The 14,513-nt window shown below is 64.6% G+C and carries 13 protein-coding genes; 8 read left to right on the top strand and 5 right to left on the bottom strand.

From position 1 onward, the window contains the following. Positions 1-215: 215 nt before the first annotated feature. From QWY76_RS09720 to QWY76_RS09700, 5 genes are all read right to left on the bottom strand, one after another. A complete protein-coding gene (locus QWY76_RS09720) occupies positions 216-833 on the bottom strand; it encodes a LysE family translocator (protein WP_290310976.1) in 618 nt (205 codons plus the stop codon). A gap of 71 nt (positions 834-904) precedes the next feature. Further along, positions 905-1,471 carry a hypothetical protein gene (locus tag QWY76_RS09715; RefSeq protein ID WP_290310975.1) on the bottom strand — a complete coding sequence of 189 codons (567 nt, stop codon included), beginning with the start codon at positions 1,469-1,471 and terminating at the stop codon, positions 905-907. 385 nt (positions 1,472-1,856) lie between these two features. Beyond that, the gene (locus tag QWY76_RS09710) at positions 1,857-2,399 is read right to left on the bottom strand and encodes a GrpB family protein (RefSeq protein WP_290310974.1); all 543 of its coding nucleotides are present in this window, start codon (positions 2,397-2,399) and stop codon (positions 1,857-1,859) included. Between the two features lie 215 nt (positions 2,400-2,614). Beyond that, a complete protein-coding gene (locus tag QWY76_RS09705; protein ID WP_290310973.1) occupies positions 2,615-3,958 on the bottom strand; it encodes a sensor domain-containing diguanylate cyclase in 1,344 nt (447 codons plus the stop codon). Between the two features lie 713 nt (positions 3,959-4,671). Continuing rightward, on the bottom strand, positions 4,672-4,941 hold the full coding sequence (locus QWY76_RS09700; RefSeq protein ID WP_290310971.1) for a hypothetical protein: 270 nt from the start codon (positions 4,939-4,941) through the stop codon (positions 4,672-4,674). 278 nt (positions 4,942-5,219) lie between these two features. Between QWY76_RS09700 and metG the strand changes: the two genes are divergently transcribed. The 8 genes from metG (at position 5,220) to QWY76_RS09660 (ending at position 14,499) form a co-directional block, all read left to right on the top strand. Beyond that, positions 5,220-7,256 carry a methionine--tRNA ligase gene (metG, locus tag QWY76_RS09695; RefSeq protein ID WP_290310970.1) on the top strand — a complete coding sequence of 679 codons (2,037 nt, stop codon included), beginning with the start codon at positions 5,220-5,222 and terminating at the stop codon, positions 7,254-7,256. Between the two features lie 132 nt (positions 7,257-7,388). Continuing rightward, positions 7,389-8,969 (top strand): GGDEF domain-containing protein, encoded by a 1,581-nt coding sequence (locus QWY76_RS09690; protein ID WP_290310968.1) that lies wholly within the window; start codon positions 7,389-7,391, stop codon positions 8,967-8,969. Between the two features lie 189 nt (positions 8,970-9,158). Beyond that, entirely contained in the window at positions 9,159-9,740 is a 582-nt protein-coding gene (gene rsxA, locus QWY76_RS09685) for an electron transport complex subunit RsxA (RefSeq protein WP_290310967.1), read from the top strand. Between the two features lie 12 nt (positions 9,741-9,752). Then, complete coding sequence (rsxB, locus tag QWY76_RS09680; protein ID WP_290310966.1) at positions 9,753-10,391, top strand: electron transport complex subunit RsxB; 639 nt, start codon at positions 9,753-9,755, stop codon at positions 10,389-10,391. After that, complete coding sequence (gene rsxC, locus QWY76_RS09675) at positions 10,384-12,093, top strand: electron transport complex subunit RsxC (RefSeq protein ID WP_290310965.1); 1,710 nt, start codon at positions 10,384-10,386, stop codon at positions 12,091-12,093. The genes rsxB and rsxC overlap by 8 nt, the downstream gene beginning before the upstream one ends. Further along, the gene (locus QWY76_RS09670; protein ID WP_290310964.1) at positions 12,090-13,157 is read left to right on the top strand and encodes an RnfABCDGE type electron transport complex subunit D; all 1,068 of its coding nucleotides are present in this window, start codon (positions 12,090-12,092) and stop codon (positions 13,155-13,157) included. Before rsxC ends, QWY76_RS09670 begins: the two co-directional genes overlap by 4 nt. Further along, positions 13,154-13,792 (top strand): RnfABCDGE type electron transport complex subunit G, encoded by a 639-nt coding sequence (locus QWY76_RS09665; protein ID WP_290310963.1) that lies wholly within the window; start codon positions 13,154-13,156, stop codon positions 13,790-13,792. Before QWY76_RS09670 ends, QWY76_RS09665 begins: the two co-directional genes overlap by 4 nt. Then, the gene (locus tag QWY76_RS09660) at positions 13,789-14,499 is read left to right on the top strand and encodes an electron transport complex subunit E (RefSeq protein ID WP_290310961.1); all 711 of its coding nucleotides are present in this window, start codon (positions 13,789-13,791) and stop codon (positions 14,497-14,499) included. Before QWY76_RS09665 ends, QWY76_RS09660 begins: the two co-directional genes overlap by 4 nt. The last annotated feature ends 14 nt before the right edge of the window (positions 14,500-14,513 follow it).

Here is a 14,513-nt window from a genome sequence, read left to right as displayed (position 1 = left end):
TACGTCTAGGTGCCCGCTGCCTATGCCGGCACGGCCACTTCGGGTCGTTTGCTACGAAAATAGTACTTCAGCATAGACAAAAACTCTCCTGTCGGCCATATGCGGACGTTCACATCATGCTGATATAACGCTGAGCTTAGCGGCGCCCTTGTAATAGGCGAAGCCGCAATGAAAAGGGCGTCCGGCGGCCGCAGGCCGCGCATTACAGCGACTTGTTATATCCGCCCACTAAAAGCCAACTTAAGTCCGAGAGCAGCAAAACTTGTAGCGAAAATTTTCTGTATGGCAATACTGGATTTTTTCGACTTTACAATAAATTCGCTGAAGCTGGCTGAAAGAAAGCCGTACACAATAAACACAGAAAAGGTCATGAACATGAAAGCAAGTCCGAGCGCCAGCATGCTAACTAGAGCACTATCGACTGTGCTAGGGATGAACTGAGGCAGGAAAGCCAAAAAGAATATAGAAAGCTTAGGGTTTAAGATGTTAATTAAAAAACCTTTTAAAATAATGCTGGTGTATTTCGTGCCTGTTTTCTCGCTATTTACTGAGAGTTGTCCAGAAGACCGCCACATTTGCCATGCAAGGTAAAGCAAATATGCAGCACCAGCATATTTTACAACCTGAAAAGCAAGCGCACTGGTATGAAAGATAGCGGCAAGACCAAAAGCGCTGGCTAAGAGGGCAGGGATTATACCAAGGGTACAACCGAATGCCGCAAACAAACTGGCACGTTTACCTACGAAGAGCCCTGTCGCGACGGTATACAAAACCCCTGTTCCCGGAATTAGGACTACCACTAGAGAAGTGAGTAAAAAATCTATAGATATCATCTTAAGCTTCCTTTTATCTTAACGCCAAGCCAAGCGGCAGCCTGAAAAGGCTGTCCGCCTTACGCGCATTGTTAACCTTTGAGCGCAAAGAACTGAAGTACAAAGCTCATAAACAACAAGAGTAGACCAAGAACCCTCGGTGCTTGGTTCTCCGCGAACCAAATCTTCTCATTATCTACCACGAATTTTATAGGAGACTGAAGCACCAAGCTGACAATCGAAAATATAACCATAAAACAATATATCAGCGGCAAAGCCAAATACGAGCCCAAGGATATAAGCCAACCACCCATTCTCATGCTAAGGTTCATCACTAAAAACCCTGTCAGCATAACCCCTACTATGAGGAGCGGGTAATACATCACTTTTTCTACAACATCGCTGCTTGGCTCATAGAAATAATAAAGACATAAAGTTGCAACAACAGACCCATAAAATCCTACCGTTTTTATTGCTGATAAGGCTTCATGGTCTTTATCGTCGAATTCCCTCTTAAATAGGAATCTAGGACTCAAACGATGGGACGCCATATCGCCAAATGCTCGCCTCAGACTAGCTAGAATTTTTGGCTTGACGACATCAAGCGCCAGCATTCCAGTGCCTATGGCGCCCAGCAGTACAGCGATTTGAGCTAACACTCTCCTTCAACTCCCTTTTATGGTTAACAGGTATTAGGCCGCGTGCTCGATATTTCACTTGAACGAGCATGCGCGTTCAACAATGTTATGCTACGCGCTTGACCAGAGCTCATCCTATTGAAATTCCCAGGCATTAAGTATAGCTCGGCAGCATAACACCAATCATCATTCATGCTGCATATCCCCAATGAACGTGTTCGCTGCCTTTGCCGGGATGTCGGCTTTGGGTCGTTATCTGCTGGAACACTTCCATTAGCATAGGTTAAAGTTAGGCATCCGGCCAGAAGCGCCCTTTCAGATAGGCCTGATGTGACGCAGTCAACACGGACAGCTTTTAAGTGTAGGAGAAGCCACAATGGAGAAGCTGTCGCCGTGATTGGCCTGTCTATGTTGTTGCTCTCTTCAGCACCTCCCGCACAAAATCTGACTTGGCTGCAGTATAGCCCTCTCTATCTGATTTAAATTCCGCCGCCCACAATCGCTTATTCTGCTCATACTGTTCTACCAGTTCAGTATTAGCACGAAGTATGTCCCGAAACGCCAAGCGTCGCTTCCATTCCTGGCCACCGTACACCACAAGGTGAAGGTGATGTGTTCGACGCCCCTCGGCCCATTGCATAAGCCAGCGCCGTCCTACTAATGATGCATTGAACGCCGTTGATGTTGTATATTTTGCATGGCACAACGGCTGCATTAATTCATCAGCACGTGATATCGAATCTACTCCTGCCAGGATATCGATAATTGGCTTTGCCGAAAGGCCAGGTACTGCTGTGCTACCGAAGTGCTCGATCGCCAAAAAATCAGCAGGAAACAAGCGAAGGAGGCGGCCTCGTTCTGCTTCATACATCGATGGCCAATTCGCGTTGTACGGGAAGAGTGCAACCTCTTCGTAAATGGCTTTATGCAGGGATTCCTCTTCGTCCATGGCCAACCTCTCTTGCGACATGCCAATGATTAGACTTCCCGCTTTTTTATTGACAGGAACCCGCAATACGTTCATTCAGGTTATACCGCATGTCCTTAACAGCCCAACCCTTTGAAATCAAGAAAAGAGATCAAGCATAGTTCAGCAGTTTAACTCCGACCACTGCGCCTGCTGCATAGCACGGATCAAGGTGTCCGCTTAATCTGCAACGACACTCAGGATGTTCGTTCGTCTTGATGACTGAGGCGGCCTGATTTCACCCGATTGCGGCCATGTTCTTTCGCTTTATACAAGGCAAAGTCGGCCCTTTTCAACAAGGTTTCGAGCGTGTCGCTATTGCCGGCCGAGGTGGCAACCCCCAGGCTAATGGTCACCTGCGCCGTCCGCTCTCCATCAATATGGAAGACTCTCGCCTCAACAGCGTTCCTCACCCGTTCGGCCACCTGGCGCGCGGCTTCCGCGTCACATTCCGGCAGTATGATTACAAATTCTTCACCACCAAACCGACAGGCCTTGTCAGCTTCGCGCAGGTTTTCCGATAGTGTCTGGCCGACAGAACGTATCGCTTCGTCCCCCGCCTGGTGGCCATAGCTGTCATTGAAGGTCTTGAAATGATCGATGTCACCGATTATCAAGCTGACGGATTTGCCGTATCGCTCCGCTCGCCGAACTTCCTCGCCCAGCAGGCGATCAAACTCTCGTCGATTGTACAAGCCGGTCAAGCCATCGGTGATCGCCATGCGCTCCAGAGTGTCTTCCTGTTCACGAATTTGCTTCATCATTTGATTGAAGGCATCGGCCACATTGGCCAGTTCACGGGGGATGTGAACCTCGACCTGATGTTCGCGGTCCCCGTCAGAAAACCGCATGGAGCCGGAGGCCAACTGATCCATGCTGCTAACAAGTGAACGGTTGATCACAACGACGCCCAGCAGCGAGAAAATGATCGAGAGAAGCAACCCAGCGCCCGCCAAGTACTCCGAGAGAGTCAGACTGGCCAATGCCTGCTGGTGCGTTTTCTCGTTCTTGATGCGTACGGTGTCATGCACTGTTCCAAGTTGATGGGCTAGGCGATTAATAAGCAATTCAAACTCTTCGATATCCTCGCCGACGATGGCATTGACGTGATTGGTTTCGCCCGACAGGATTGTGTTTGGAAGAGTCACCAGCTCACGCCATTGATCTTTAGCCTCATTGATGTTGGATATATCGAACTTCTGATCCTCCATTGCGACGGTAAGCTTTTCAAGATTATCGTCAATCTGATGGACCTGCTGCTGGTATGCGATCTTATGCCGATCCTCGCCATCAATCGCAAAATCGACCACTGATTCCGACACATCCCAAAGAGACATCTGGACACTCTGCAACGGTTGCAGAATATGGCGCTGTTTCGAGGCGACTTCGACCAGAGGTTGGATGACCGCCCCATGATAGAGAAAGTAACCCGTCAACGCGAAAGTAAAAATCGGAGCAAGGCTCATCAGCATGCCTGTCGCCAGCCAGAACCTCAGCGATCGCCGCCGCCAGAATGCCGGTATCTTATCTATTGTACTCATGCTTTCTCCGCAGGGCTTATTCAGGCTATAGATATTTTTCGTGAGGCAGGGCTCGATTCAAGAGCATAAAACGGACTCTCTTCAGTGCCTTTTGACCTATTAATCACCCTGAATAAGTTGTAGATACTGTAGATGACAGTCAGGCAGCGCCCCTGTCCGACTGATTGGTTACCCATCACCGACCCTTCCAGGACGTCGGGAACACAATTGGCAGCTGGCCCCCCTGTCAGCCCCCTGCCGGACATCGGCCACGCTACCGCCGGATGTTGCGACATAGGCAACATCCGCCAGGCGGTGAGCAGCCGGCCGTCGAAGCATCGGGCGATGGCCGTACTGCACTAATCAAGACTATAAAGAGAACTTCGGCAAGGATAGGCGTCGCTTGAGAAAATCCGAGGGAGGATGCGCTGAATCAAGCGGAGCCGGGATAGTCAGGACATGGCCACGTCGTCGTGCGCCCTGGTTGGCCGGGCCTGTGCCGCTGCGCGGCGTTCGTCGAAGCGTCGACCCGCCGGCAGGGCCGAGCTCCTGCGAAGGGCTGTGTGGTGGCACCGCGGGTCGTGTCGCCTTCATGGGGTGCAGTGCGACGGTACAGTGTAACCATGAGGGTTACGTCCAACGGCCCTTCACGGCGATCGGCGGAGCGCTCGAAAAAAAGCCCGGTGCAGGGGCTGCACCGGGCCGGGTGTGGCGCGAGGGATCGGGGTCGATCCTCAGTTGCAGGGCACCACGTTGCGCTGGGTGTTGAGGGCCCAGAGCTTCTGGCCGTCCGGGGTCTCGCCCTCTTCGCGCCAGGTCTCGGTGACCTTGACGCAGTAGGAGCCGAGGCTCTCGGTGGTGACCTGGGGATCGGCCGGGCGCTGGTTGCCGATGCGCATGATGTCCGGATCCTCGCTGGTGTAGTTCGGGGCGATGGCGCCACCGGCGCAGCCGGTCATCAGGGTGGCGAGGCCGAGGACGGGCAGGAAACGGCGAAGTGCCATGGGGATTACCTCCGTTGAGAACATGGGTCCGACGAAGGTGACTCGCGAAGCGTGAGAGTGCCGGGCACCTGCGTCAGTTCCCTCGACGCGCCCCGGCGGATCAGGACTTTACCTTAATCGCACACTGTTCGACAAGTCGCACGCGCGGGCGGGTGCAGTCGAGGGCGAAGATGCTACAATCGGGGCCTGATTTCACGGACTTCCCATGGCGGCCTCGACTTCGCCCAGGCGTCGAGTCGGCCGCCGTGATCCACGTTTACGGGAACCTCTGAGCCACCATGTCGAATACCGCCCCGCGCAAGATCCTGGTCACCAGCGCCCTGCCCTATGCCAATGGCGCCATTCACCTGGGCCACCTGCTGGAATACATCCAGACCGACATCTGGGTGCGCTTCCAGAAGAGTCGCGGCCAGGACTGCCACTACGTCTGCGCCGACGACGCCCACGGCACCGCCATCATGCTGCGCGCCGAGCAGGAGGGCATCACCTCCGAGGCGCTGATCGACCGCGTCTCCCGGGAGCACCAGGAGGACTTCGCGCGCTTCGGGGTGGCCTTCGACAACTACCACTCGACGCACTCCGAGGAAAACCGCCACTTCAGCGAGCTGATCTACACCCGGCTGCGCGACAGGGGCCACATCGCCACCCGCGACATCGAGCAGATGTACGACCCGGTGAAGGGCCTGTTCCTGGCCGACCGCTTCATCAAGGGCAGCTGCCCGAAGTGCCATACCGGCGACCAGTACGGCGACAACTGCGAGGCCTGTGGCGCCACCTACACCCCGGCGGAGCTGATCGACCCCGTCTCGGCGATATCCGGCGCCACGCCGGAGGTCAGGAGTTCCACCCACTACTTCTTCAAGCTGCCCGACTTCGCCCGCTTCCTGCAGGGCTGGATCGACGACGACCATGTCCAGCCGCAGATCCGCAACAAGTTGATGGAGTGGTTCGAGTCCGGCTTCAATGAGTGGGACATCTCCCGCGACGCCCCCTACTTCGGCTTCGAGATCCCCGACGCCCCGGGCAAGTACTTCTACGTCTGGCTGGACGCGCCGATCGGCTACCTGGCGAGCTTCCAGAACCTCTGCGACCGCGAGGGCATCGACTTCGACGCCTACTGGCGCGAGGGCTCCGACGCCGAGGTCTACCACTTCATCGGCAAGGACATCGTCTACTTCCATGCGCTGTTCTGGCCGGCCATGCTGCACGGCGCCGGGCTGCGCACCCCCACGGCGGTGAACTGCCACGGCTTCGTCACCGTCAATGGCGCCAAGATGTCCAAGTCCCGTGGCACCTTCATCAAGGCCGCCACCTATGCCGACCATCTCAACCCCGAGTACCTGCGCTACTACTTCGCGGCCAAGCTGACCGCCGGCGTCGACGACCTCGACCTCAACCTCGAGGACTTCGCCCAACGCGTCAACTCGGACCTGGTCGGCAAGGTGGTCAACATCGCCAGCCGCTGTGCCGGCTTCGTCAAGAAGCTCGGCGGCGGCCGCCTGTCCGGCCACTGTGCGGCACCCGAGCTGGTCGCCCGCTTCATCGCCGCCGGCGACGAGATCGCCGAGCACTACGAGGCGCGCGAGTTCGGCCGCGCCATGCGCAAGGTCATGGAGCTGGCCGATGAGGCCAATACCTACATCGCCGAGGCCGAACCCTGGGTGCTGGCCAAGCAGGGCGGCCGCGACCAGGAGGTGCTCGATATCTGCTCGGTGGGCATCAACCTGTTCCGCCAGCTGATGGTCTACCTGGCCCCGGTGGTGCCGGCCATGGCCGAGGGCGCCCGGCGTTTCATGCAGCTCGAGACCCTCGACTGGGACAGCCGTCAGGAAGTGCTGCTGGATCACGAGGTCGCCAAATTCCAGCCGCTGATGACCCGCGTCGAGAGTGACCGCATCGCTGCCATGATCGAAGCATCGAAGGAGGACCTGGTGGAAGAACAGAAACTCAAGGACGCCCCCAAGGGCCCGCTGGCCGACACGCCGATCGCCGCGGAGATCGGCTTCGAGGACTTCGCCCGGGTCGACCTGCGCATCGCCCGCATCGCCAAGGCGGAGTACGTCGAGGGCGCCGACAAGCTGCTCCGGCTGACCCTCGACCTGGGCGGCGAGACCCGCAACGTCTTCGCCGGTATCCGCAAGGCCTACGCCCCCGAGGCCCTGGAGGGCCGCCTCACGGTGATGGTCGCCAACCTGGCGCCACGCAAGATGCGCTTCGGCGTCTCCGAGGGCATGGTGCTGGCGGCCGGCGATGACAAGGGCATCTACCTGCTGGAACCCCACTCCGGCGCCGAGCCGGGCCAGCGCGTGAGCTGAACCCGCTGCCCCGCACCCGGGGGCCTCATGCCCCCGGTCTGCCGGCCCGCGCGTTGGCAGGCCCGACTTGTTCCGGGGCCGGCGAGCCGTCACCCTGGCTCACAGGTCTCGTGACAAGGACGCCCGCCCGCCATGGCTTCGCTGCCCCCCCGCTTCTCCTCGCTGCGCAATCGCTTCCTGGCCGCCCTGGCCGTGGTGGTGGGCGTCGCCGTGCTGATACTGGCGTTGATCGCCCGCTACCAGATCGCCCCCATCCTGCTGGAGGACGAGAGCCGCTATGCCAGCGACGAGCTCGACCGCATCGAGCGTGCGCTGGGCAACGAACGCGATCACCTGCAGAGCCTGGTCGAGGACTGGGCCTGGTGGGATGACACCTACGCCTTCGTCGGCGGTACGCGTCCGGAATATGTCGACAGCAATCTCTATGCCGGCGCCCTCGAGACCCTCGGCGTGCAGCTCATGGCCTTCTTCACCACCGACGGCTCCCCCTATTGGACCGCCGGCTTCGACCGTCAAGGCGCCTTCTGGTCCTGCGCCGGCCAACCCGACGCCTGCGAGGGCAGCCGCGAGCTCACCGACCGACTCGGCTCGCGCATCGGCCAGGGACTCGACGAGCGGACCCATAGCTGGCTATGGGCCGGCGACGCCCCGGCGCTGATCGCCCTGACGCCGATCCTGAAGAGCCAGGAGGACGCCCCCGCCAATGGTTGGCTGGCGATGGTGATGCCGCTGTCGGAGGCCCTGGTCGCCCAACTCAGCGAGACCACCGGCATCGAGCTGACGCTTCACGGCCAGCCGCTCGAGGGCTCCCAGGCCGACGACCGCCTGGAACGGCTGTCGCCGACCCGCATGCGGGTCACCCGTGACCTCCCGGCCCTGCCGGCCGGGCAGGCGCTGCGCCTCGAGGCGACCCTGCCGCGTCAACGCTACCAGGCGAGCCTGGAGACCTTCCGCTTCGCGCTGGTCTGGACCGCGGGTGTCCTCGCCGTGACCCTGATCGTGGTGCTGCTGTTGCTGGAGCGCATGATCCTGCGCCCGCTGCGGGACTTCGCTCGCTTCACCCAGCAGTTGGAGCCGCATGACCCGGGCCAGCAGACGCCCGAGGCCCTGATCGGGCGCAAGGACGAGATCGGCATCCTGGCCCGCGCCTTCCAGCACCTGAGGAATCGCCACTGTCACCAACAAGACCTGCTGCTCCAGCTGTCCCAGCATGACGCCCTGACCGGGCTCGCCAACCGCCGGCTCCTCGACGAGCACCTGGCCGCGGCCCTGGCGCAGGCGGCGAAGGGCGAGCATGGCGTGACCCTGCTGCTGGTCGATATCGATCACTTCAAGGCCTACAACGACCACTTCGGCCACCCCGCCGGCGATGCCTGCCTGAAGACGATCGCCGAGACCATGCGCCGGCACTTCAGCCGACCGGGGCAGCTGGTGGCCCGGACCGGCGGCGAGGAATTCACGGTGGTGCTGCCCGGGGCGCCCGCCGAGGCCGGGCCGCGCATGGCGGAGAGCCTGCGCGCCGCCGTCGAGCAACTCGCCATCCCCCACCATCCCTATCCGCGGGTCACCATCAGCGTCGGCGTCAGCCACGTCGCGCCCGGGCAGGCACTCGCCGCCGAGTCGCTGATCGAGAGCGCCGACGCCGCCCTGTATGCCGCCAAGCGAACGGGGCGCAACCGGGTCCAGGTCGAGACGGCCCTGAACTGGCTGTGACCCCAGCCCTACCGTTCGCTGCGCCGCCAGGCGGGCTCGAGGCGAGCTGAGCTGCCGCATGGGCCAGGACCGCCGCCCCGCCCCTGGCCCGTGCGGCCTGGCCCGCCGACAGGGGCTGCCCCTATAATGGGCGCCTCATCGCCCCGACGCTTGCGCCGGGGCGCCCCGTTTCGACTCGCTTGGCAGGCAATGACCGATTTCTTCCTGATCCTGGTCGGCACCGCACTGGTCAACAACTTCGTGCTGGTGCAATTCCTCGGCCTCTGCCCCTTCATGGGCGTCTCCAGCAAGCTGGAGTCGGCCATGGGCATGTCGCTGGCCACCACCTTCGTGCTGACCCTGTCCTCGGTGGCCAGCCATCTGGTCTATCACCTGCTGCTGGCGCCGCTGGGGCTCGAGTACCTGCGCACCATCGCCTTCATCCTGGTGATCGCCGTGGTGGTGCAGTTCACCGAGCTGGTGGTGCGCAAGACCAGTCCCCTGCTGCATCAGGTGCTGGGCATCTTCCTGCCGCTGATCACCACCAACTGCGCCGTGCTCGGCGTGGCCCTGCTGACCCTCAACCGTAGCTCCGATTTTCTCGAGGCCGCCCTCTACGGCTTCGGCGCCGCCGTGGGCTTCTCGCTGGTACTGGTGCTGTTCGCCGCGCTGCGCGAACGCCTGGCCACCGCCGATGTGCCCACCCCCTTCCGCGGGGCGGCCATCGCCATGGTCACCGCCAGCCTGATGTCGCTGGCCTTCATGGGCTTCTCGGGGCTGGTGCGGCTATGAGCGGAGACGCCGATGCTTGAGACCCTGCTCGATGCCGACCTGGTCGTTGCCGTACTGGCGCTGGTGGGGCTGGCCGGGGGCTTCGGTGCCCTGCTCGGCTTCGCCGGCGAGCGCTTCCGCGTCGAGGGCAATCCGGTGGTGGAGAACATCGACGCCCTGCTGCCCCAGACCCAGTGCGGCCAGTGCGGCTACCCGGGCTGCCGCCCCTATGCCGAGGCCATCGGCGAGGGCGAGGAGATCAACAAGTGTCCACCCGGGGGCGAGGCCACCATCGCCGCCCTGGCCGACCTGCTGGGCCGTGAGGTCAAGCCCCTGGACGGCGAGGCCGAGGCCATGCCCCGGGTGGCCTTCATCCGCGAGGCGGAGTGCATCGGCTGCACCAAGTGCATCCAGGCCTGCCCGGTGGACGCCATCCTGGGGGCGGCCAGGCACATGCACACGGTGATCGCCGACGAGTGTACCGGCTGCGACCTGTGCCTGGAGCCCTGCCCGGTCGACTGCATCGACATGCTGCCCCGGGACGCGGGACGCGAGGCCATCCCCCTGCCCGCCGGGCCCGGCCATCGCCCCGTGCTGCCCACGCCGGCCTGGGGGGCGGCGCTGATCGCCAGCGACCGCCCGTCCGCGCCCGAGGAGGCCCGGCATGGCTGAGCGGTTCGACTTCCCGGGCGGCATCACGCCGCCGACCCGCAAGGCCCGCTCTACCCGCGCGCCGTTGCGCACGGCCCCCCTGCCGCGCCGGGTCATCCTGCCGCTCGACCAGCATGCCGGCGCCCCCGCCGAGCCCTGCGTCGAGCTCGGCCAGCGCGTGCGCACCGGCGAGCGGATCGCCCGGGCGAGCGGCCTGATCTCCGCCGCGCTGCATGCCAGCATCACCGGCCGGGTCGCGGCCATCGAGGAGCATGCCCTGCCCGCCGGCGACGGCCGGCGGGGCCCGTGCATCGTCATCGAGGGCGAGGGCGAGGACGACTGGCTGACCCTGCCGTCCCTGGACTGGCGGCAGGCGCCGCAGGCGACGCTGCTCGAGCGTCTCGACGCCGCCGGCGTGGTGGGCCTCGGCGGCGCCGCCTTCCCGACCCAGGTCAAGGCGCGCATCCGCGAGCTGCATGCCATCGACACCCTGGTGGTCAATGCGGCGGAGTGCGAGCCCTATATCTCCGCGGACGACCTGACCCTGCGCCACTTCGCCGCCGACGTGCTGGAGGGCGCCCGCCTGATGGCCCGCCTGGCCGGCGCCGAACGCATCCTGGTGGGCATCGAGGACGACAAGCCCGAGGCGCTCCAGGCCCTGCAGGCCGCCCGGGAGGCCAGCCTGGCGGAGGCCATGCCGGTGGAGATCCGCCCCATCGCCACCCGCTATCCCAGCGGCGGCGAGCGCCAGCTGATCAAGCGCCTGCTCGGCCGCGAGGTGCCGAGCGGCGGCCTGCCGGCGGATGTCGGCACCCACTGCCACAACCCCGGCACCCTGCGCGCGGCGCTGGCCGCCGTGCGCGACGGCGTGCCGCTGGTCGAGCGGGTGGTGACCCTCACCGGCGAGGCCCTGGCCCGGCCCGGCAACGTCGTCGCCCGGCTCGGCACGCCCATCGGCGAGCTGCTGCACTTCGCCGGGCTCGACCCCCGGGCCCTGCATCGCCTGGTGATGGGCGGCCCCATGATGGGCGAGGCGCTGGGCGAGCTCGCCTCGCCGGTGGTCAAGGCCACCAACTGCCTGATCGCCGCCACTCGCCAGGAGCTGCCCGACCCGCCGCCGGAGCAGCCATGCATCCGCTGCGGCGCCTGCGAGGAGGTCTGTCCGGCCAGCCTGCTGCCCCAGCAGCTCTACTGGTTCGCCAGGGGCCGCGAGCACGACAAGGCCGAGCGCTTCCACCTGTTCGACTGCATCGAGTGCGGGGCCTGCAGCTACGTGTGCCCCAGTCACATCCCCCTGGAGCAGTACTACCGCGCCGCCAAGCAGGCGATCCGTGCCCAGCGCCGCGAGGCCGCACGCGCCGATCACGCCCGGCATCGCTTCGAGTTCCGCCAGGCCCGCCTGGCCCGTGAGCAGGCGGAGAAGGAGGCCCGCCGGGCCGCCCGCAAGCGCGCCGCCGCCCCGGCCGCCCGGCGTCCCGCCGGCGGCGACACCCAGGGCACGGCGCCGGCCGCCGACCTGCGCGGACTGCGCATCGCCCACAGCGCCGCCACGGCGGCCGAGCGCAAGGCCGAGAAGGCCCTGGCCCGCGCGGCCGAGAGCGGCGAGGCGGATCCGGCGAGCCTCGACGACCTGGAGACCCAGCTGGCCACCGCCCGCGAGAACCGCCAGGCCGCCGAGGCCCGCCTGCAGGCCGCCCGTGACGCCGAGGAGAAGCCCGCATGAGCCTGATGCACGCCGACCAGACGGCCCCGCGTCGCCCCGCCTCCACCGCCGGGGTGATGCGCTGGCTGCTGCTCGCCACCCTGCCCGGCATCGCCGCGCTGACCTGGCACTTCGGCTGGGGGGTGCTCACCAACCTGGGCTTCGCCGCCGTGGCCGGCATCGGCCTGGAGGCGGCGATGCTGCGCCTGCGCGGCCGCCCGGTCTCCGCGACCCTCGCCGACAACAGCGCCCTGGTCACCGCCGTGCTGCTCGGCGTCGCCCTGCCCCCGGGCAGCGCCTGGTGGCTGATCCTGATCGGCATGGTGGCCGCCATCGTGGTCGCCAAGCACCTCTATGGCGGACTGGGCCACAACCTGTTCAACCCGGCCATGGTCGGCTATGCGCTGCTGCTGGTGTCCTTCCCCGGGCCGATGAGCCTGTGGCCTGGCCCCGACGGCCTTCTCGGTCCCGAGGCCCGCCCCCTGGGCGAGACGCTGCGCCAGTTCGCCGGCCTGACCTCCCTCGAGACCCTCGATGCCCTGAGCGGGGCGACCCCGCTGGATGCCTTCAAGCACAAGCCCGAGGCGCTGATGGCCGGCGAGTTCTGGGCCGGTACACCGCTCCCCGAGGGAGCACTGACCGCCTGGCGCCAGGTGGCCCTGGCCTGGCTGGCCGGCGGCGCCCTGCTGCTCTACAAGCGGGTGATCGGCTGGCAGATCCCTGTCGCCATGCTCGGCACCCTGAGCCTGGTGGCCACGCTGCTCTACGCCGGCAATCCCAGCCACCAGGGCTCGCCGCTGTTCCACCTGCTCGGCGGGGCCGCCATCTTCGGCGCCTTCTTCATCGCCACCGACCCGGTCAGCGCCGCCACCAGCCGGCGCGGCAAGCTGCTCTACGGGGCCGGCATCGGCGCGCTGGTGATGGCCATCCGCGCCGCCGGCGCCTACCCGGATGCCGTGGCCTTCGCCGTGCTGCTGATGAACTTCGCCGCCCCGTTCATCGACTACTACAGCGAGCCCCGGGTCTTTGGCCACCCCGCCGCCACCCGGGGCATCCGCGCCGACGCCGGCGAGGAGGAGCGATGAGCGCCGCGCTGCCCCGCGCCATGGGCCGGGCCGCCCTGGGACTCGCGACCTTCGCCCTGATCACCGCCGGCAGCGTCGCCCTGACCCGCGCCCTGACCGCGGAGCGCATCGCCGACAATCGCCAGGCCAGCCGCCACCGGGAAGTCGCCGCGGTGGCCCCGGCCGGGCACGACGGCCGGCTGCTCGACCACGTCGTCAGCCGGCCCGCCGCACCGGCATTCGGCTTCGAGTCCCCCGTCAGCCTGTGGCAGGCCCGGGACGGCGAGCGGGTCCTCGGGGGGGTGGTGCCGGTGACGGCGCCCGGGGGCTATAGCGGCGACATCGCGCTGGTCGTCGGCCTCGACGCCACGGGCACCATCACCGGGGTGCGGGTCACCGAGCACCGCGAGACCCCGGGCCTCGGCGACCGCATCGAGGCCCGCAAGGGCGACTGGATCGAGCAGTTCACCGGCCACTCGCTGGCGAACCCGCCCGCCGGGGGCTGGGCGGTGCGCCAGGACGGCGGCGGCGTGGACGCCCTGACCGGCGCCACCATCACCTCGCGGGCCGTGATCGCCGCGCTGCATCGCACCCTGCAATGGGTCGAGGCCCGGCCCGCCCTGTTCGCCACCGCCGACACCGGAGAGACGCCATGACCACACCCAGCCTCGGCGAGGTCAGCCGCCACGGCCTGTGGTCGAACAACCCGGCGCTGGTGCAGCTGCTCGGCCTGTGTCCGCTGCTGGCGGTCTCCAGCAGCGTGGTCAACGCCCTGGGCCTGGCCCTGGCCACCCTGCTGGTGCTGCTCGGCTCCAATGTCGCGGTATCGCTGATCCGTCATCAGGTGACCGGCACGCTGCGCCTGCCGGCCTTCGTGATGATCATCGCCGCCTTCGTGACCTGCGCGGAACTGCTGATGGCCGCCTACACCTTCGAGCTCTACCGCATCCTCGGCATCTTCATCCCGCTGATCGTCACCAACTGCGCGATCCTCGGCCGCGCCGAGGCCTTCGCCTCCCGGCAGCCGCTGCTGCCCTCGGCCACCGACGGCCTGATGACCGGGCTCGGCTTCGGCGCCGTGCTGGTCCTGCTGGGGGGACTGCGCGAGCTGTTCGGCCAGGGCACGCTGTTCGTCGGCATGGACCTGCTGCTGGGCCCCGCGGCCGCCGGCTGGGGCATCACCGTCTTCCCCGACCTCGACTTCCTGTTCCTGGTGCTGCCGCCGGGCGCCTTCTTCGCCACCGGCCTGCTGATCGCCCTGAAGAACGTCATCGACGACCGCCTGGAGCGGCGCCGCCTGGAACGGCAGCCCGACCGCCCCCGGGAGCATCGCCGCGTCCGGGTGACCGGCACCATTCGCTGAAGGATTCGTCTCAC

It is taken from the genome of Halomonas maura, assembly GCF_030409305.1.
GTDB classification, from domain to species: Bacteria; Pseudomonadota; Gammaproteobacteria; order Pseudomonadales; family Halomonadaceae; genus Halomonas; species Halomonas maura.
This window is presented reverse-complemented; position numbering and strand designations above follow the sequence as displayed.

What these genes read in the sequence shown, in the direction of transcription:
- metG (WP_290310970.1), top strand. Translation starts at nt 5,220, where the DNA reads ATGTCGAATACCGCCCCGCGCAAGATCCTGGTCACCAGCGCCCTGCCC.
- rsxB (WP_290310966.1), top strand. Translation starts at nt 9,753, where the DNA reads ATGCTTGAGACCCTGCTCGATGCCGACCTGGTCGTTGCCGTACTGGCG.
- QWY76_RS09670 (WP_290310964.1), top strand. Translation starts at nt 12,090, where the DNA reads ATGAGCCTGATGCACGCCGACCAGACGGCCCCGCGTCGCCCCGCCTCC.
- QWY76_RS09705 (WP_290310973.1), bottom strand. Translation starts at nt 3,958, where the DNA reads ATGAGTACAATAGATAAGATACCGGCATTCTGGCGGCGGCGATCGCTG.
- QWY76_RS09700 (WP_290310971.1), bottom strand. Translation starts at nt 4,941, where the DNA reads ATGGCACTTCGCCGTTTCCTGCCCGTCCTCGGCCTCGCCACCCTGATG.
- rsxC (WP_290310965.1), top strand. Translation starts at nt 10,384, where the DNA reads ATGGCTGAGCGGTTCGACTTCCCGGGCGGCATCACGCCGCCGACCCGC.
- rsxA (WP_290310967.1), top strand. Translation starts at nt 9,159, where the DNA reads ATGACCGATTTCTTCCTGATCCTGGTCGGCACCGCACTGGTCAACAAC.
- QWY76_RS09660 (WP_290310961.1), top strand. Translation starts at nt 13,789, where the DNA reads ATGACCACACCCAGCCTCGGCGAGGTCAGCCGCCACGGCCTGTGGTCG.
- QWY76_RS09720 (WP_290310976.1), bottom strand. Translation starts at nt 833, where the DNA reads ATGATATCTATAGATTTTTTACTCACTTCTCTAGTGGTAGTCCTAATT.
- QWY76_RS09665 (WP_290310963.1), top strand. Translation starts at nt 13,154, where the DNA reads ATGAGCGCCGCGCTGCCCCGCGCCATGGGCCGGGCCGCCCTGGGACTC.
- QWY76_RS09690 (WP_290310968.1), top strand. Translation starts at nt 7,389, where the DNA reads ATGGCTTCGCTGCCCCCCCGCTTCTCCTCGCTGCGCAATCGCTTCCTG.
- QWY76_RS09710 (WP_290310974.1), bottom strand. Translation starts at nt 2,399, where the DNA reads ATGGACGAAGAGGAATCCCTGCATAAAGCCATTTACGAAGAGGTTGCA.